General features: G+C 75.4%; 15 protein-coding genes. 6 read left to right on the top strand and 9 right to left on the bottom strand.

Annotation, left to right across the window (positions count from 1 at the left end; translation table 11 throughout):
- Positions 1-115: 115 nt before the first annotated feature.
- The 7 genes from SPI96_RS08450 to SPI96_RS08420 form a co-directional block, all read right to left on the bottom strand.
- On the bottom strand, positions 116-1,849 hold the full coding sequence (locus SPI96_RS08450; RefSeq protein WP_321081926.1) for an LpqB family beta-propeller domain-containing protein: 1,734 nt from the start codon (positions 1,847-1,849) through the stop codon (positions 116-118).
- A complete protein-coding gene (gene mtrB / locus SPI96_RS08445) occupies positions 1,846-3,624 on the bottom strand; it encodes an MtrAB system histidine kinase MtrB (RefSeq protein ID WP_321081925.1) in 1,779 nt (592 codons plus the stop codon). Before mtrB ends, SPI96_RS08450 begins: the two co-directional genes overlap by 4 nt.
- Before the next feature lie 4 nt (positions 3,625-3,628).
- Positions 3,629-4,309 carry an MtrAB system response regulator MtrA gene (gene mtrA, locus SPI96_RS08440; RefSeq protein WP_321081924.1) on the bottom strand — a complete coding sequence of 227 codons (681 nt, stop codon included), beginning with the start codon at positions 4,307-4,309 and terminating at the stop codon, positions 3,629-3,631.
- Positions 4,310-4,529: 220 nt separating this feature from the next.
- Positions 4,530-5,648, bottom strand: a complete 1,119-nt coding sequence (locus tag SPI96_RS08435; protein WP_321081923.1) for a hypothetical protein — start codon at positions 5,646-5,648, stop codon at positions 4,530-4,532.
- Complete coding sequence (locus SPI96_RS08430; RefSeq protein WP_321081922.1) at positions 5,641-6,006, bottom strand: chorismate mutase; 366 nt, start codon at positions 6,004-6,006, stop codon at positions 5,641-5,643. Before SPI96_RS08430 ends, SPI96_RS08435 begins: the two co-directional genes overlap by 8 nt.
- Before the next feature lie 10 nt (positions 6,007-6,016).
- Positions 6,017-7,207: a tRNA 2-thiouridine(34) synthase MnmA gene (gene mnmA / locus SPI96_RS08425; protein ID WP_321081921.1), complete on the bottom strand. Its 1,191-nt coding sequence runs from the start codon at positions 7,205-7,207 to the stop codon at positions 6,017-6,019.
- Positions 7,204-8,415, bottom strand: coding sequence for a cysteine desulfurase family protein (locus SPI96_RS08420; protein ID WP_321081920.1), 1,212 nt, complete (start codon positions 8,413-8,415; stop codon positions 7,204-7,206). The genes mnmA and SPI96_RS08420 overlap by 4 nt, the downstream gene beginning before the upstream one ends.
- A gap of 70 nt (positions 8,416-8,485) precedes the next feature.
- Here SPI96_RS08420 and SPI96_RS08415 point away from each other — a divergent pair, with 70 nt between their 5' ends.
- The 4 genes from SPI96_RS08415 to SPI96_RS08400 all read left to right on the top strand — a co-directional run bounded on the left by SPI96_RS08415 (position 8,486) and on the right by SPI96_RS08400 (position 12,026).
- Complete coding sequence (locus SPI96_RS08415) at positions 8,486-8,983, top strand: low molecular weight protein-tyrosine-phosphatase (RefSeq protein WP_321081919.1); 498 nt, start codon at positions 8,486-8,488, stop codon at positions 8,981-8,983.
- Positions 8,973-9,926, top strand: coding sequence for a DnaJ domain-containing protein (locus SPI96_RS08410; protein ID WP_321081918.1), 954 nt, complete (start codon positions 8,973-8,975; stop codon positions 9,924-9,926). Before SPI96_RS08415 ends, SPI96_RS08410 begins: the two co-directional genes overlap by 11 nt.
- A gap of 191 nt (positions 9,927-10,117) precedes the next feature.
- Positions 10,118-10,597, top strand: a complete 480-nt coding sequence (locus SPI96_RS08405) for a tRNA (cytidine(34)-2'-O)-methyltransferase (protein WP_321081962.1) — start codon at positions 10,118-10,120, stop codon at positions 10,595-10,597.
- 7 nt (positions 10,598-10,604) lie between these two features.
- Complete coding sequence (locus SPI96_RS08400; protein WP_321081917.1) at positions 10,605-12,026, top strand: anti-sigma factor domain-containing protein; 1,422 nt, start codon at positions 10,605-10,607, stop codon at positions 12,024-12,026.
- Between the two features lie 49 nt (positions 12,027-12,075).
- On the opposite strand, the gene SPI96_RS08395 is transcribed toward SPI96_RS08400, so the two are convergent.
- Positions 12,076-12,843, bottom strand: coding sequence for a PIG-L deacetylase family protein (locus SPI96_RS08395; protein ID WP_321081961.1), 768 nt, complete (start codon positions 12,841-12,843; stop codon positions 12,076-12,078).
- A 71-nt stretch (positions 12,844-12,914) separates the two neighbouring features.
- Positions 12,915-14,246, bottom strand: a complete 1,332-nt coding sequence (locus tag SPI96_RS08390) for a S1C family serine protease (RefSeq protein WP_321081916.1) — start codon at positions 14,244-14,246, stop codon at positions 12,915-12,917.
- Between the two features lie 246 nt (positions 14,247-14,492).
- Between SPI96_RS08390 and SPI96_RS08385 the strand changes: the two genes are divergently transcribed.
- Together SPI96_RS08385 and SPI96_RS08380 are read left to right on the top strand one after the other, a co-directional pair.
- Complete coding sequence (locus SPI96_RS08385) at positions 14,493-16,688, top strand: TPM domain-containing protein (protein WP_321081915.1); 2,196 nt, start codon at positions 14,493-14,495, stop codon at positions 16,686-16,688.
- A gap of 155 nt (positions 16,689-16,843) precedes the next feature.
- Positions 16,844-17,659: a PspA/IM30 family protein gene (locus tag SPI96_RS08380; RefSeq protein ID WP_321081914.1), complete on the top strand. Its 816-nt coding sequence runs from the start codon at positions 16,844-16,846 to the stop codon at positions 17,657-17,659.
- The last annotated feature ends 75 nt before the right edge of the window (positions 17,660-17,734 follow it).

Below are 17,734 nucleotides of genomic sequence, written 5' to 3'. Positions count from 1 at the left end.
CACCACGCCGGGCCTCGGCACCGGCCGCCACGGCCCCCGGTGTGGAGGGGCGGACGGGCTGTGCAGGAGCGGACGGGTCGGGCCGGAGCGGAGGAGCACCCCCGCCCCGGCTCGCTCAGCCGGGGAAGGCGAGGTCGGTGACCGGCTGGGAGAGCTCCTGGGCCCGCCACGAGGAGCCCACCAGCAGGGACACCCCGTCCTCGGTCTCGGCGTACAGCGAGGACGTGCCTCCCACGGACAGCCCCCGCACCCCGGCCAGCGGGAAGAGCTGCCGGCCGCCCCCGGCCAGGGGCACGATCTCCGGCTGCACGTCCGTCTCGGCGTCCGGGGCCACCGGCGTGACCACGAGGGTCACCGAGTCCACCCAGCGCACCAGGTCCGGGGACTCGGCCGTGGCCAGCAGCATCGGCTCGGTCAGGGAGGAGGGCACCCCGTCCGAGCCCCGCACCACCCCGGCCACGCGCAGGGTGCGGCGCGCGCCGTCGTCGACAATCAGCGCCGCCCGAGCCCCGGCCGGGCCGATGCGCAGGTCCACGATCTGCTCCCCCTCCTCCAGCCACGGGGCGGTCACGACGCGCGGACGCTCGGCGGCCTGGACCGGTATCGCCGCGATCCGGGAGTCCGCACCGCGTTCCACCGTCCAGACCCAGCCGTGCGGGTCCACACTGGGACCGGTGAGGTCCGTGCCGGTCAGGGCCGTGCGCAGGGAGCCGTCGGTCCGAGCCACCTGCAGGCGCCTCCGGCCCGGGTCCAGGAACGCGAACCCGGTGCGGTCCACGGTCATGGCAGGATCCACCGGCCGCACCGCCCCGAGGTCCGGCAGGCCGCCGACCGGGGTGACGGTGAGGTCCTGGAACTGCACGAGCTGCCCGGTGGCCGGATCCACGCCGACCTGCATCGACCCCGGCCCCGGGTCCACCTGCACAGGGGCGGGGCTGCCCCCGGCAGGGTCCTGGACCACCGCCTTGCCCTGCACGGACACATCCACGCGCGTGATCCCCGAGATGCCCTCCAGGGACAGCCGCAGCTGCTCGCGCATCCGGTGCCGCCCGACGGCGTCGGCGCCCTCCACGGTCGCCGCGGTGAGGTCCACGCTCGCCACCCCCTCCGGGGAGACCGGCACCGAGGGACCGGTGAGGTCACCTCCGGTACGCAGGGGGAAGGCCGTGGCCACCGCCCCGGTGAGATACGGGGCCGGCCCCTGCAGCAGGGCGCGGGTCACGGCGGTCACCCGGGTGGAGCGGTTGACGAACCAGCGCACGTCCGGCACGACGGTGGTGAACGTCGGATCGTAGAACGCCAGCGCCTGCGGAGCGTAGAGCTGGGAGAACTGGGAGCGGGAGAGCAGCACGCCGTCGTCGGTGCCCGTGATACGCGGACGGCCGCCGATCTCCTGCACCGTCAGATTCCAGGCCTGGGTGGTGCCGGGCGGGGCCATGGTGCGCAGCCCGGCCTCGTCCACCACGGACTCGACCTCCACCTGCACCTGGTAGGCCCCCTCCCCCGCGCCGCGGGTGATGGTCGGTTTCGAGGAGTACACCACCGTGCGCCGGCCGGGATCCCAGTCGTTCTCCGCGGACCCGGCCAGGTATTCCCGGGCCACCGCGTAGTCGTTCTGGGGCCCGGTGCCGGCGAGCATGAAGCCGCGGATGATCGCCTCCGCGTCCGCGTCCGCGGCAGGGCCCGGGGGCCGGTAGAGGGGCGCGTCGGAGGCCTGGACGGCGCCGTCCCGGGCGGGGTCGGAGCGCACCGTGGAGCTCTGCGGGATCTGCGCGCAGGCCCCCGCGGACAGGGCGACGGCGGCCGCGAGCGCAGTGACCCGCAGGACGGTCCGGGGGCGGTGGGTCACGACAGCTCCTGTTCTCGGGTCCGGTCCAGGGCGCGGGCGGCGGCCCGCGCGTCGGGGTCCGGGGCGGCCGGCAGGGACCGGTCGAGGTCCGTGGCGTGGCGGCGTCCGTCGGTGTCGTAGACCGGGGGCATGGCCAGGGCGGCCCGGGGCACCGCCGGCGGCGCCTCCCCGTTGGGGCCGGGCTGGCCGGGGCGGTGCCACACGGAGACCATGAACACGGACCCGACGCCGAGCTCGCCCCAGGCCTCGAGGCGGCCGCCGTGCAGGCGGGTGTCCTCGGCGGCGATGGCCAGGCCCAGTCCGGAGCCGCCGGTGGTGCGCTTGCGGGAGGGGTCGGCGCGCCAGAAGCGGTCGAACACCCGCTGGACCTGCTCGGGGGAGAGCCCGATGCCGTGGTCCACGACGGCGACCGTCACCACGTCCGCGTCGGCGGCCACGACGACGTCGACCGGCTCGCCCTCGGCGTGCTCGACCGCGTTGTTCACGAGGTTCCGCAGGATCCGCTCGAGGCGGCGGGGGTCGACCATCGCGTGGAAGTCCGCGCCGCTCTCCGGGTCGGAGGCCTGCCCGCCCTGGGGCACGAGGTAGACGGGCACGCCGGCCTGCTCGGAGATCGGCTGGGCGGTGAGCACCACGTCCCGGGCGAGCTCGAGCAGGTCGGTGTCCTCCAGAGCGAGGGAGGCGGCGCCGGCGTCGAAGCGGGTGATCTCCAGCAGGTCCGCGAGCATCGCCTGGAAGCGGTCGACCTGGTGGAACAGCAGCTCGGCCGAGCGGCGGTTCACCGGGTCGAAGTCCTCCCGGGAGCCGTAGAGCACGTCCGCGGCCATGCGCACGGTGGTCAGGGGGGTGCGCAGCTCATGGGAGACGTCGGAGACGAACCGCTGCTGCATGCGCGAGAGCTGGGCGAGCTGGGTGATCTGCCCCTGGATGCTGTCCGCCATGCGGTTGAAGGAGGTGCCCAGGCGGGCAAGCTCGTCCTCGCCGCGCACGGGCATGCGCACGGCGAGGTTGCCGCCGGAGAGGGACTCGGCGGCCAGGGCGGCGTGCTGCACGGGCCGGACCACCGAGCGGGCGGCCCACCAGGCCACCAGGACGTTGACCACGAGGAAGCCGCCGCCGAAGAGCAGCAGCACGCGCAGCACCGAGTCCAGGGAGGCCTGCACGTCGGAGAGGTCGTAGACGAGGTACAGCCCGTAGCCGGCCCCGGGCGGGACGATCACCTGGGTGCCGAACACGATGCCGGGCACGGTGCCGCCGTTGCCGTCGGGCAGTGCCACGGACTGGTCGACGACGCCGGGGCCCTCGGCCACGGCGCGGCGCAGCTCGTCGGGGATCACCGAGGAGTCGAGCCCCGGGGAGGAGAGCGTGCCGACCGAGGTGGTGCCGGCGTCGGGCAGGGGGGCCAGGAGGAAGCGGCGGCGGATGGTGGCCCCGGAGTCCCCTTCGAGGGCGCGCACGGTCTGGGTGACGAGCGCGTCGGTGGCCTGGGCGTCAGTGGCGGTGGAGCCGGCGAAGCTGGACCGCACCTGGTTGAAGCCACGGCGGGCCTCCGCCTCGACCTGCTGGTAGCGGGCCTCGAAGAGGGCCTGGGCCACCTGCTGGGCCAGCAGCTGGGACAGGGCCAGGCCGGCGGCGAGGGTCAGCAGGGCCGCGACGACGGCGGTGCGCAGCTGCAGGGAGCTGCGCCACCGGTGGGCGAGCTCCCCCGACCACGCACGCAGGCTCGCGGCGGGGTCACGGCGGGGCGGGGTGTCCGGGGAGAAGGGGCCGGCCACGGGCTCAGCCCTGGCCGGCCTTGTACCCCACGCCGCGGACCGTGAGCACCACGGAAGGGTGCTCAGGATCCGGCTCCACCTTGGAGCGCAGGCGCTGCACGTGGACGTTCACGAGGCGGGTGTCCGCCTGGTGGCGGTAGCCCCAGACCTCCTCGAGGAGCATCTCGCGGGTGAAGACCTGGCGCGGGCGACGGGCCAGGGCCACGAGCAGGTCGAACTCGAGGGGGGTGAGGGAGATCGGCTCGCCGGCCCGGGAGACCTGGTGGCCGGCCACGTCGATGTCGACGTCGCCGATGCGCAGCAGCTCCTCCGGGCGGGACTCGCTCTCCCGCAGGCGGGCGCGCACGCGGGCGACGAGCTCGGCGGGCTTGAAGGGCTTGGGCACGTAGTCGTCGGCGCCGGACTCGAGGCCGCGGACGACGTCGGCGGTGTCGGACTTCGCGGTGAGCATGATGATCGGCACGTCGGACTCGGCACGGATGCGCCGGCACACCTCGATCCCGTCCATGCCCGGGAGCATGAGGTCCAGCAGCACGAGGTCCGGGCGGACACGGTGGAAGGTGGGCACCGCGGAGGTGCCGTCCGAGGCGAACGCCGTCTGGAACCCCTCGCTCTGCAGGACGATGCCGATCATCTCCGCCAGCGGCTCGTCGTCGTCCACCACCAGGATCGTGGGACTGCTCATGCCTGTACCTCCTCAGCCCGTCACGGCGTGCCCGCGTGGGCGCACGGGACCCTCGCCCGGGATGACCGGGCTGTCTGGGATCGTAGCCCCTGGCGGACCCCCACACGCCAGTATGCGCGTGTCAGCGGCGGGTCGTCACCGATTCGTGACCGTCCGGGACCGGGTGCCGGCACGAGGGACGTCTCCGGGCCTGGAGGCGCCCCTCGCGCAGCGGTGAGCTTCAGCCGCCGAGCTCGGCGATCCGGTCCCCGAGCTCGGCGGCGGTCCGGCGCAGACGGGCCAGCACGCCGGCATCGTGGGCCCCGGCGGTGGTGAGCGTCAGGGCCCGGGCCCGGTGCGGGTCCAGGCCCAGCCGATCCCAGGTCTGCAGCAGTGCGGCCGGATCCAGTGTCCCGGCCCGGCCGGAGTCAGCTGCCGGCCGCAGAGCCACGGGGCGCTCGGCCTCCGACCAGCCGGCCGCGACCTCCCAGGCGGCGGGGGTCACCGCCGTCGTCGCCTGCCGGGACGGCGACCCGGCGGGCGCCTCGAGGGCCCCGACCTCCAGCACGACGCCGACCCCGCCCTCCGCGGGCAGGCCCGGGTCCGGTGCATCCCCCTCCGAGGCGGGCCGGGCCTCGCCCAGCAGGAGGGCGAGGTCGCGGACCTGCGCGTCCGCGGCGTGCGGGTCCACCCACACCGCCGTGCCCTCACCGGCGCCCAGGGCAGCGAACGCCTCCCGCCACAGGTGGCGGGCCTCGTCCCGGGGCATCGAGCGCACCGTCCGGTAGCCGCTGGCGGTGGGCAGGTCCCCGCCGAGCACGGCCGCGGCCGCCGGCTCGTCCAGCAGCACCGTGGGCCGGGCCACCCCCGTGGTGGCCGCGAGCGCGGACAGCGCCTCCCCCAGCCCCTCCCGGTAGGCGGCGGCGACGTCCCGGCGGGCGCCGGCGTCCACGAGCACCCGCTCACCGCCGGGCAGCCAGAGGTTGCCGAGCAGGGTGAGCGGGCCGAGCACGCGCACGGCCAGGCGCTCCGGGCGCACCCCCTCGGCGCCGGCGGTGTCCGCCCACCGTTGGAGGTCCTCCTGCCAGTACGAGCGGGCACGCCGACGGTCCATGCCGGAAGCCACGGTGGAGGGCGGGCTGACCCGCCAGCCGTGGGGCTGCAGGTCCACGGAGAGCTCGGCCAGCAGGGCGGCGGAGCGCCCCACAGCGTCCGCTCCGGGGCCGCGATCGGGCAGCTCCGGGAGCACGGGCACATGCTCCTCGGCCAGCTCCCCGAGGGTCACCCGGTGGGCGAGGGCCGCGTCGGTCCCGCGCCAGGGTGTGCCGCCGAGGGCCCTCACGGGGCGGGGCTCAGCCATCGGCCGGTCCATCCTGGCCGGCATCGGCCTCCGCGATGGCCCGGTGGTGGCGGATCACCTCGGCGATGATGAAGGTGAGGAACTTCTCGGCGAACTCGGGCTCAAGGTCGGCGTCCCGGGCGAGGGCGTGGAGGCGTGCGATCTGCGCGGCCTCCCGGCCCGGGTCCGAGGGGGGAAGATCGTGGCGGGCCTTGAGCTCACCCACCCGCTGGGTGAACTTGAACCGCTCGGCGAGCAGGTACACGAGGGAGGCGTCGATGTTGTCGATGCTGCCGCGGATCGCGTACAGCTCGGCGAGCACGGCCTCGTCCGTCGTGCCGGTCAGAGAGCTGGCATGCGGGTCGTAGTCGGTGCTCATGGCCGTCAGCCTACGCATCCCGGTCCGTGGAGAGCAGGGCGTTGCGGGCGGTGTCGATGGTCGCCTGCCCCAGCACCCGGGTGCCCCGGTAGAGCACAGCGGACTGGCCGGGGGCGACCCCGCGCACGGGGTGGGCCGGCTCGATCTCCCAGCGGGCGCCGTCGTCGCCCCGGGCCGGGGCCGGTGGGGCGCCCTGCGCCGGCGACGACGGCCCCTGCATTGGCGCAGAGCACACCCGGGCGCGGGCAGGAACGATCTCTCCATGGGCGCGGAACTGCAGCTCGCAGGCGAACCAGTCGCCGCCGTCGGCCTCCGGCAGGGGCGCGCCGGCCCAGGACGGGCGAATCCCGGTGATGCGGTCCACATCCAACAGCTCACGCCCGCCCACCACCACGGTGTTCTCCTTCGGGCGGACCTCCAGCACGAACCGTGGGCGTCCGTCCGGGGCGGGCCGGCCGATCGCCAGGCCCTTGCGCTGGCCCACGGTGTAGGCCTGGGCGCCGGTGTGGGTGCCCAGCTGCTCGCCGTTCGGGCCGACGATGGGCCCGGGAGTCAGGTCCACGCGCTCGGCGAGCCAGCCGCGGGTGTCGCCGTCGGGGATGAAGCAGATGTCATGGGAGTCAGGCTTGGCAGCCACTGACAGCCCGCGCTCGGCGGCCTCGGCGCGCACGAGCTCCTTGGACGGGGTGTCCGCCAGGGGGAAGAGGCAGTGCTCCAGCTGGTCCTCGCGCAGCACGGCCAGCACATAGGACTGGTCCTTGGCGTCCTCAGCGGCCCGGTGCAGCTGCACGCGGCCGTCGGGCCCGCGCGTCACCCGTGCGTAGTGGCCGGTGGCCACGGCGTCGAAGCCGAGCTCGAGAGCTCGGTCCAGCAGGGCCTCGAACTTGATCTTCTCGTTGCAGCGCAGGCACGGGTTGGGGGTGCGTCCGGCCGCGTACTCGGCCACGAAGTCCTCCACCACGTCCGCCTGGAAGCGCTCGGAGAAGTCCCACGTGTAGAAGGGGATGCCCAGGCGCTCGCAGGCCCGCCAGGCGTCCTGGGCGTCCTCGATGGTGCAGCAGCCGCGCGAGCCGGTGCGCAGGGTGCCGGGCATGCGGGACAGCGCCAGGTGGACCCCGACGACCTCGTGCCCGGCCTCCACCGCCCGGGCGGCGGCCACGGCCGAGTCCACTCCCCCGCTCATGGCGGCCAGGACCTTCACGGGTGCCTCCTCCGCCGGGCCGGGGCGGCCAGCCCCGGCAGCGCCTGCACCAGCCGGGCGACGTCCGCGGCCGTCGTCGTGCGTCCCAGAGTGAAGCGCTGCGTGGAGCGGGCGCGCTCGGCCAGCCCCATGGCCTCGAGCACGTGGGAGGGGGCGGCCACGCCCGCGGTGCACGCCGAGCCGGAGGAGGTGTCCAGTCCGGCGGTGTCGCAGCGGAACAGCAGGGCGTCGGCGCTGACCCCGGGCACGGTGACGTGCACGTTGCCGGGCAGGCGGCGGGTGCCGGCCGGCAGCGGCGCCCCGGTGGCCGGGTCCACGTCCCGGGGGCCGGTCAGGTCCATGCCGGGGGCGGCGTCGACGGCGGCGATCACCTCGTCCCGCAGCCGGCCCAGGCGCCGGGCCTCGGCGGGCTGGTCGGCCACGGCCTCCACGAGGGCGGCCGCGAGCGCCGCGGCCAGGGCCACGGAGACGGTGCCCGAGCGGAGCCGGCGCTCCTGCCCGCCGCCGTGCAGCACGGGCTCGAGGGTGAGGTCGCGGCGCACCAGCAGCGCCCCGACGCCCACGGGGGCGCCGAGCTTGTGGCCGGAGAGGGCGAGGGTACCGGCCCCGGAGGCGGCGAAGTCCACGGGCACGGCGCCGACGGCCTGCACGGCGTCCGTGTGCAGGGGCACCCCGTGGGCGGCGGCGGCCCGGGCGGCCTCGGCGACGGGCTGGACGGTGCCGACCTCGTTGTTGGCCCACATGAGCGCGGCCAGGGCCGTGCGCTCAGGGGCCTGGGCCAGGGCGGCCTCCCAGGCGGTCAGGTCCACACGGCTGGCGGCGTCCACGGGCACGACGACGGCCTCGGCGCCCTCGTGGGCGGCCAACCAGGCGACGGTGTCCAGGACGGCGTGGTGCTCGACCCCGGTGAGCACGATCCGGGTGCGGGCGGGGTCCTGGGCGCGGCGGGCACGGTAGAGCCCCTGCACGGCCAGGTTGTCCGCCTCGGTGCCCCCGGAGGTGAGCACCACCTCGACGGGGTCGGCACCCAGGGCCGTGGCGATCCGTTCACGGTCCTGTTCAAGGCGCAGCTTGGCTCTGCGGGCGGAGGCGTGCAGGGCGGCCGGGTTGCCGGGCAGCGCGGCGGCCTCGGCGAAGGCCGCGAGCGCGCCGGGGCGCAGGGCCGTCGTCGCAGCGTGGTCCAGGTGGACGCGGTCGGGGGCGGGCACTGCGTCAGTCTAGGTGTGATGTGGAGGGGGCGGGGAGCGGGGCCGGCCCCGCCGCTGGCAGACTGGCCGCATGCGCATCATGACGGTCTGCCTCGGGAACATCTGCCGCTCGCCTGCCGCGGAGGCGGTGCTGCGCCGCGCCTTCACGGAGGCCGGGCTCGACGACGTCGAGGTGACCTCCGCGGGCACAGCGGACTACCACGTGGGCGAGCGCCCGCACGAACTGACCCTGGCGGTGGGCACGGAGCTGGGCTACGAGTTCCCCACGGTGGGCGCGCAGGTGCGGGCCGAGGACCTGGACACCCAGGACCTGCTCCTGGTGATGGACGAGTCCAACCTCGCCGATGTGCAGGCCCTGGCTCCGGACAGCAGGCGGGCGGCGAAGGTGCGTCTACTGGGCGAGTTCGCCTCGGACGCCGCCACCGCGGGCGTACAGGAGGTCCCGGACCCGTGGGGAAAGCCGCGCCCGGCGTTCGAGGCCATGTACCGGCAGATCGAGGACGCGGCCGCCGGGGTGGTGGCCGCAGTACGCGAGAGGCGTGTGGCGGAGGGCCGGGATGGGCGCTGACCGCCGCACCGCCTACGAGGTGCTGGGTGTGCGCCCGGACGCCACCCAGGAGCAGCTGCGGCGGGCCTGGCGCGCCGCAGCCCGCCGCACCCACCCCGACGCCGGCGGGGAGGCCCGCGCCTTCCGGGCGGTCACCCAGGCCTGGGAGCAGGTCGGGGACCCCGAGGCCCGACGCCGGTACGACCTCTCCCTCGGGTCCACCGCGACCGGGGCTGCGCGTCCCTCCGCCGCCTCCGCCGACTCCCGTGCCGGAGCGGGCAGCGGGACCGGGGCAGGCACGGGGGCGGGCGCCGTCGTCGTGTACGACCCGCCTCCGGGCGAGGGCGAGGCGGACCCGGGCGTGCTGGACCTGGTGCGCTCGAGCCAGCGGCTGCACGGGGCCCCGCGGGCGCGGGGACTGCTGCCGGACGGGCACCGGGTGCTCCGGCAGGCCCGCGCCCTGGACCTGCTCTCCAGCACCCTGCCTGGTCCGCTGCCGGCGGTGCGGATCCTCACCGGTCTCAGCGTGCCGCTGCGCTGGGGCAGGGCCCTGGAGGTGGACCACGCGGTGCTGTGCGGGCACCGGCTGGCCCTGGTCGGCTCGGTCATGGTCCCGGACGGCGTCTACACGTGGGACGGGGCGGACCTGCGCTCCGGGGCGCGGTCCCGGCCCGTGGCCCCGCCGCTGATGGGCCCGGCTATGCAGGCCTGGCAGCAGCTGCTGCCGGACGTCACCGTGGGAGGGTTCGTGCTCGTCATGACCGACCGGGACGCCCTGCACGCCCCCGTGGTGCGGCACACCCGCGGCGCCTCGGACCCGGCCGCACAGGCGGACCTGCTCACCGAACTCCCAGCCGCCGGCCGCGACCTCGTGCGCGGGCTGCAGCTGTTCCTGGGCACCGGCCCGGAGCGGAACCTCGTGGACCGCCGAACCCTGGCCGTGCTCGTGGACCACCTGCAGTGAACCTCCCCGGCCGTGCCGGGCACGGCGCGGACTACCATGGCCCCGTGCCGCACACCCCCGCCGAGTCCCCTGCCGTCCCGCCCCCGGGGCTGCCGAGCCCGAGTCCACCACCCCCGAGTCTGCTGCCCCCGCGACCAACCCCCACGACGGCGCCGAGCGCTCCCCCCGCGGCCGGCACCCCCGGCTTCCGCATCCTCTTCCTCACCCCGGAGATCCCCGGCAACACGGGCAACGCGATCCGCTTGGCCGCGATCACCGGCGCGGAGCTGCACCTGGTGGAGCCGCTGGGCTTCGGCTTCAAGGACGCCCACCTGCGCCGGGCCGGCCTGGACTACCACGATCTCGCCGTCGTCACCGTGCACCCGGACTTCGACACCGCCCTCGAGGCGCTCGCCCCCGGCCGCGTGCTCGCCTTCACCGCCCGGGGACGCACCCGCCACGACCACGTGCGCTACCGCCCCGGGGACGTCCTGCTCTTCGGCCGCGAGTCCACCGGCCTGCCGCCCGAGGCCCTGGCCCACCCGCGCATCACGGACACCGTGTCCCTGCCCATGCAGCCGGGCCGCCGGTCCCTGAACATCGCCAACGCCGCCTCCATCGCCGTGTACGAGGCCTGGCGCCAGCACGACTTCGCCGGAGCCCCGGGCCCCGAGGCCGATTCCCTACACTGAGGTCACCATGCAGACTCCTGACCCCCGCGACGCCGCCGACGCCTCCCCCACCCCCGCCGAGGCGGACGCCACCCCCGCGGTGGACGCGCTGCTGCACCGCAGCGCCCAGGGGGACCGCGCCTCGTTCTCCGCCTTCTACGACGCCACCGTGCCGTGGGTCCACGGGCTCGCCGCCGCCATGTTCGCCCGCCCCCAGGACGCCGCAGAGGCCACCGCGCGCACCTACCTGACCGCCTGGGAGGAGGCCGGGGAGGCCGAGCTGGACCTGGCCGAGCAGGACGGCCCCCACGAGCGTGAGCGCCGCGTGTTCTCCTGGCTGGGCGTGCTCGCCCACCGGGTGATGACGGATCTGATCCGCTCCGGCACCCTGCCCGCCCCCGCCCGGGCCCCGGAGCATCGCCCGGCCGCCCTGCCCGAGGAGCTGGCCGGGCAGGTGCGCCCGGAGGCCTACGACGCCGTCCGCCTGGCCTGGCTGGGCGGGCTCACCGACGCCCAAACCGCCGAGCGCCTGGGCCTGCCCCTGGACCGCGCCCGCACCCTGCTGCGCGACGGCGTGCGCGAGCTGGTCGCCGCCGAGCGCGCCGCCCACGGCCGCCCCGCCGCGGAGACCCCGCAGGCCCCCGCCCTGGGGGCCACCGTGCAGGAGGACGCGGCCGCCGGGCGCGGCGCCGAGCTGGCGGACCTGAGCGCCCTGCACGCGCTGGACACCGCCGGGCACACGGCCGCCGTCTCCGCCGCCCAGGGCCGGGGCGCCGGGGAGCTGGCCCTGTGGCGGTCGCGGGTCTCGGCCGGGCGCCGGGCCGTGGCCTGGGCGTTCCGGGACGTGGTGGCCGAGCCGCCGTCGGCCCTGCTGGACGAGGTGCTGGGACGCCTGCCCGCCCAGGACGTCGGCATGGAGCTTGTGGAGGAGCACCGGGCCCCTCACCCTCCCCAGGACCGCCGACGCCCGTTGAAGGTCGCCCTGATGCTCCTGCTGGGTCTCATGGTGATCGCCGCCGGCGTGTGGGCGCTGTGGAGCCAGTTCACCCCCGGGGGCATCCAGCACCGGGTGGTGGGCGCGGACGACCTCTACACCACCTCGGAGGTCCCGGCGCGCGGCGGCGGCAGCGTGCAAGGCTTCCTCTCCAAGCACGAGAACAGCGGGTACCTGCTGGTCAGCGGGATGCCACAGCTGCCGGAGGGGCAGGCCTACCAGGTGTGGCTCTACCCGGAGGACGGCACCGCTCCGGCCTCCCTGGGGGTCTGGGACGACTCCGACCTCGACGGCCCGGTGACCTTCCGCGGCCTCGACGGCTTCGCGGCCGCCTCCATCACCGTGGAGCCGGCGGACGGCTCCGAGGTGCCCACCGGCGAGCCACTGCTGGGCCTGGACCTGGACCCCGCGGCCTCCGTGGGGCCCCAGTACGGAGGCCGCCCCTCCAACGGCTGACCGGTTCCCTGGACCTCCTCGAACCCTCGACCCTCTAGAACTCGACCTTCTAGAACCCGGCGAAGGTGGCCTCGTGGTTCACGGTGACCAGATGGAAGGCCTCGGCGGAGCCGGTGGGGGCTCCCGGACCGGCTGCCTCGCGGTGCCGCCGGGCCATCAGCGCCCGCACGGCCCGGTGCATGCCCGGCACGTCCGGGTGCTGGGAGAGGTGGGCGTTCAGGGCGGCGATCTTGCGCTCCTCCCAGCCGCCGACGTCCACCGCCAGGGTGCGCCGGGCCGCCGGCGCCGCGTAGAGCAGCAGATGGCGGATCCGGAATGCCTCGAGCCCCTGCTCGGCGAGCTCCGGGTAGGCGTAGGGGTTCTCCACCGCCGGGTACGCGGCCCGCACCACCGCCTCCCCGCAGGCGAGGTGGTCCGGGTGAGAGGCCTGCATGGACTCCCAGTCCCGTTCCGGGTGGGGGGCCAGCACGACGTCGGGACGCACCCGGCGCATGAGCGCCACCAGGGCGCGGCGCACCCGGTGGTCCGGCTCGAGGTGGCCGTCGCGCTCACCGAGGAAGTGGACCTCCGCGGCACCCAGGGAGCGGGCCGCCTCCCGCTGCTCCTGCCGACGTCGGGCGGTCATCGCCGCGGGCCCTGCCGAGTCGAAGCCGCCGGCGTCGCCGTCGGTGACCACGCACAGCTCCACGTGGGCGCCGGCCTCGGCGAGCCCGGCCAGGGTGGCGGCGGCCCCGAAGTCGAGGTCGTCCGGGTGGGCACCGACGGCCAGCACCCGCCGCCAGCCGAACTCGGCGGCCAGCTGCGCGGCGGTGCGCAGGCGGCGGACCGGGCCGTGCGTCGTCGTCGGCTGCGGCGCGTCCGGCAGGGCGCCCGGCACTCCCCCACCGGTCACCGCGTGCCCCCGGTGGCGGTGAACGTGACCTCGGCCGTGTGCTCCCGGCCGTCCCGGAGGTAGGTGAGGGTGGCGTTCTCGCCCTCGCGGTACTCGCGCACCGCCGCGGTGAGGGACTCGGTGTCCCCCACGACGCGCCGGCCCATGGCCGTGATCACATCGCCCTCCTGCAGGCCGGCCCGGGCGGCCGGGGAGCCCTCGGCGACGCTGCGCACGCGGGCGCCGTCGCTGAAGGTGGTGGGGGTATCGGTGGCGCCGCCCTGCACCTGGGCCGGCTGCGGGGTGACGGTGACGCCGAGCAGACCGTGGGTGGTGGAGCCGTGCTCGATCAGGTCCTCGGCCACCCGGCGGGCGTGGTCCACGGGGATCGCGAACCCGACGCCGATGTTCCCGGCCTCCCCCGCCCCGGTGCCGGCGGAGGCGATCGCCACGTTGACGCCCACCAGGCGCCCCTGGCTGTCCACGAGCGCGCCGCCGGAGTTGCCCGGGTTGATGGCCGCGTCCGTCTGCAGGACGTTGATGTACACCTCGCCCTGCTGGACCTGCGCCTGACCGTCGGGCAGCTGGAAGCGGAACCGCTCCCGGCCGCGCGAGCCGGAGTCGGAGGCGCGACTCTCCGTGGGGGCCTGGGCCGAGGCGACGGCGATCGTGCGGTCCAGCGTGGAGACGATGCCGTCGGTCACGGTGTTGGGCAGGCCCAGGGGTGCTCCGATCGCGATCGCATCGTCGCCGACCTTCAGATCCGCCGAGGAGCCCAGCTCGATGGGGGTCAGGCCCTGGGCGTCGATCTTCAGCACGGCCAGATCCGAGAGCGGGTCCGTGCCGACCACCGTGGCCGCGTAGACCTTGCCGTCTGAGGTGCGCACTGTGATCGAGGGGTCCGCGGCGGTGCCGCCGAGGGTCACCACGTGGGTGTTGGTGAGGATGTGTCCCTCGGTGTCCAGGATCGAGCCGGACCCGGATCCGGCGGACGGGCCGGAGGTCACGGAGATAGTGACCACGGAGGGCAGGGCCTTGGCGGCGGCGTCGCCCACCGGGGTGTCCGCGGTGGTGGTGGCCGTCGACGAGGACGACGGTGCCGCATCGGAGGGCTGGGACTGGGTCTGCTCCGAGGAGGCTGGGGCGTCCTGCTCGGTGGCGGCGACCCCGCAGCCGGCGAGCGCGGTGGACAGCAGCACCGCCGCAGCCAGGCCCGTGCCGAGGCGATGCCGCCCGGCCGGGGGCCGGAGCGCCCCGGAGTGCGGGGACGCTGCATGGGCGGGGGCGATGGGCTCGGACAGGGCGGCGGGGGCCGGGGGGACGACGGGGGTCCGGGGGGTCTGGTCCATGGGGTCCTCGCTTCGGACGAAAGAGCTCGGGCGATGCCGCGGGGATGACCGGGCGGACTCCATCGTGGCGGCCTTGTCTGGATGTCTGCTGAACGTCGCCCGCCCGTCAGCGACGAATCTGCCGCACCCGTTCCCGGGGACGCGGATTCCTGGTGCCAGCGTGAGAGCCCCCCGTACACTCAGGCGCAGGATCCTGCGGGTCGCCGCCTCCCGGCCTCCCGCTCCCCCGCCCCGAAGGAGTGCCCGATGGCCGCCCCCGCCCCCCGCCCGTCCACCGCTCGGCTCAGCCGCGCCGTGCTCGCCGGAGGGGCCGGAGTTGCGGCCCTGGCCGTGCTGGCTGCCCCGGGGGCCCAGGCCACGGTGGCCATCCCGCCGGGCGTCAGTGTGGTGGACGAGGCCGGAGTGCTCTCCCCCGCCGAGGAACGCCAGCTCAGCCAAGACATCACCCGTCTGCGCACCCAGGCCGGGCAGAACCTCTACGTGGTCTACGTGCCCCAGCACCCCGGCGGCATCCAGGGCATCGCCGCGGACATCCGCGACTCCCGCGGCCTCAGCCCGAACGACAACATCCTGGCCATCGAGGTGGAGAACCGCCAGTACGGGCTCAACCTGAACCAGCGGCTCGACTCCGCCGAGGACGCCGTGGACTCCGCCTACGTGAACCCGATGCTGCTGCAGGCACCCCAGAACGGTGACTGGCTCGCCCCCGCGGTGGCCGCCGTGGAGGGCATCGACGACGCCGCCGACGGTCGCGTGGACGGCGTCGGCCGCTCCGGCGAGCGCTACGACCCGGCCGGCACCCTGCCGAACACCTCCGCAGGATCCTCGGACTCCTCTGCGGGCTCCGGGGCCGGAGGCGCCCTCACCGGGGCGCTTGCCGCGGCCGCCGTCGCCACCGCCGTGGGCGCCGGCGTGGCGGTGGCCCGCCGCCGGAAGAAGGACGCCGGCCGCTCCGGTGGCGCACCAGCCAGCGCCGGGGCCGCCGGGCCCCGCGGTGGCGGGGAGCCCGCGCGTCGTGACCCCCTGGACGAGATGAGCGTGGAACAGCTGCGCACCAAGGCCGGCTCGCAGCTCGTGGCCGCGGACGACGCGATCCGCTCCTCCGAACAGGAGATGGGCTTCGCGATGGCCGCCTACGGCGACGACGCCGTGCGCACCTTCCGTGAGGACATCGACAAGGCCAAGGAGCACATGCGGGCCTCCTTCCAGCTGCAGAACCAGCTGGACGACGAGATCCCGGACACCGAACAGGACCAGCGCTCCTGGCTCAAGGAGATCATCGCGCGCACCGGCGAGGTCAGCGCCGCCCTCTCCGCCCACCAGGAGGAGTTCAACCGGCTCCGCGACCTCGAGAATTCCGTGCCGGAGGCCCTCAGCCGGATCGACGAGCGCCTGCCCGCCGCCGAGGAGTCCGTGCGCCGGGCCGAGCAGACCCTCGTGGACCTGCACGCCAGCTACGCCGAGTCCGCCCTCGCCCAGGTGCAGGACAACGCCGCCCAGGCCCGCGAGCGCCTGGAGTTCGTGCGCACCGCCGAGGACAAGGCCCGCTCCGCCTGGGAGTCCGGGGACCGCTCCACCGCCGCACTGGCCGTTCGGGCCGCCGAGGAGTCCCTCACCCAGGTGGACACCCTCGCCGCCGCCGTGGACAAGGCCCGGGACTCACTGGCCGCAACGCTGGAGAACGTGCGGGTCGGCGTCGGGCAGTCCCAGCAGGACGTCGCCGAGGCGGAGGCCGTGCTGGCCTCCGGGCGCTCCCCCGAGCTCGCCGGCCCCGTGGCCGGGATGAAGCAGACCCTCGCCTCCGTGCAGGCGGCCCTGCAGTCCGGCCGGCCGGACCCGCGCGAACTGCTGCACCGGCTCGAGACCGCCCACCGCACACTCAACACGCCCCTGGGCGGTGTGCGCGACGCGCGGGAGCAGGCCCGCCAGGCCGAGCAGATGCTTTCGGCGGCGCTGTCCCAGGCCAGCGCGCAGATCGACGGCACCGCGGACTTCATCGGCGCCCGCCGCGGCGCCGTGGGGTCAGAGGCCCGCACCCGGCTGGCCGAGGCCGATCGCATGCTCCAGACCGCCCTGTCCCTGCGGGGCTCGGACCCGGTGGCCGCCCTCGAGCACGCCCAGCGCGCCGGGGAGCTCGCCGAACGGGCCGGCGAACTCGCCCAGCGGGACGTCGCCGGCTTCGGCTTCGGCGGCGGCGACGCCTGGGGCGGCGGCTTCGGCGGGCACGCCCCCCGCGGCTATCGCCGCTCCGGGGCAGGCAGCGGCTTCGCCGGTGGCCTCGGAGGCGCCCTGCTGGGCGGAATCCTGATGAACTCCATGTTCAACAGCGGAGGCCACGGCGGAGACAGCTGGGGCGGCGGAGGGTTCGGCGGATTCGGCGGAGGTGGCCTCGGCGGCGGTGACTTCGGCGACCTCGGCGACTTCAGCGGCGGCGGCTTCTGACCCCTGCCCACGACTCCGGTGCCGGGCGCACCGGCCCGTCACGGCCGACGTCGTGACGGGACCCCGACGGACCGGCCGGTCCGTGCGGGAACGTCCGGCGCGCAGGCCCCCCGGCCTGCCGGACACCGACAACAGACCGACGAAAGGCAGACCCCATGGTCAAGCAGTCCATCCTCGGCCGGATCACCACCCTGGCCAAGGCCAACATCAACGCCATGCTGGACAAGGCGGAGGACCCGCAGAAGATGCTGGACCAGATGGTCCGGGACTACACCAACAACATCGCCGAGGCCGAGGCCGCCGTCGCCCAGACCATCGGCAATCTGCGGATGATCGAGGACGACCACCGCGAGGACCAGGACGCCGCCCGCAGCTGGGGTCAGAAGGCTCTGGCCGCCTCTCAGAAGGCGGACCAGTTCCGGGCCTCCGGCAACACCGCGGACGCTGACAAGTTCGACAACCTCGCCAAGGTCGCCATCGAGCGCCAGATGGATGCCGAGCGCCAGGCCAAGGCTGCTGAGCCCACCATCGCCTCCCAGCGCGAGATCGTCGAGCGCCTGAAGACCGGCCTGAACCAGATGAAGACCAAGCGTCAGCAGCTGGTGGCCAAGCGCGACGAGCTGACCGCCCGCGCCAAGTCCGCGCAGGCCCAGTCCGCCGTGGCCGACGCCGTGAAGTCCATCGACCTGCTGGACCCCACCTCCGAGGTCTCCCGCTTCGAGGAGAAGGTCCGCCGTGAGGAGGCCCGGGTGCGCGGCCAGCAGGAGCTCGCTGCTTCGTCCCTGGACGCCCAGTTCGAGTCCCTTGAGGACCTCGGCGAGCAGACCGAGGTGGAGGCCCGCCTGGCCGCCCTCAAGGCCGGGTCTGCGAGCACCCCCGCGGCCCTGACCGACGGTTCCGAGGAGCTCGCCCTGGACTACTCCGGCCAGCAGACCGGCACCGCCGAGCCGACGGCCACCGAGAACCGCTGACCCCAGCCGCAGGCGCGCCCCATGACGAGCGCTCCGGGGGCGAAAGGGGCCGGAATTCCTCGTGGATTCCGGCCC

Origin of the sequence: Micrococcus sp., assembly GCF_034179925.1 — a bacterium.
Taxonomy (GTDB): Bacteria; Actinomycetota; Actinomycetes; order Actinomycetales; family Micrococcaceae; genus Micrococcus.
The sequence above is the reverse complement of the archived record's forward strand: the minus strand, read 5'-3'. Positions and strand labels throughout refer to the sequence as shown.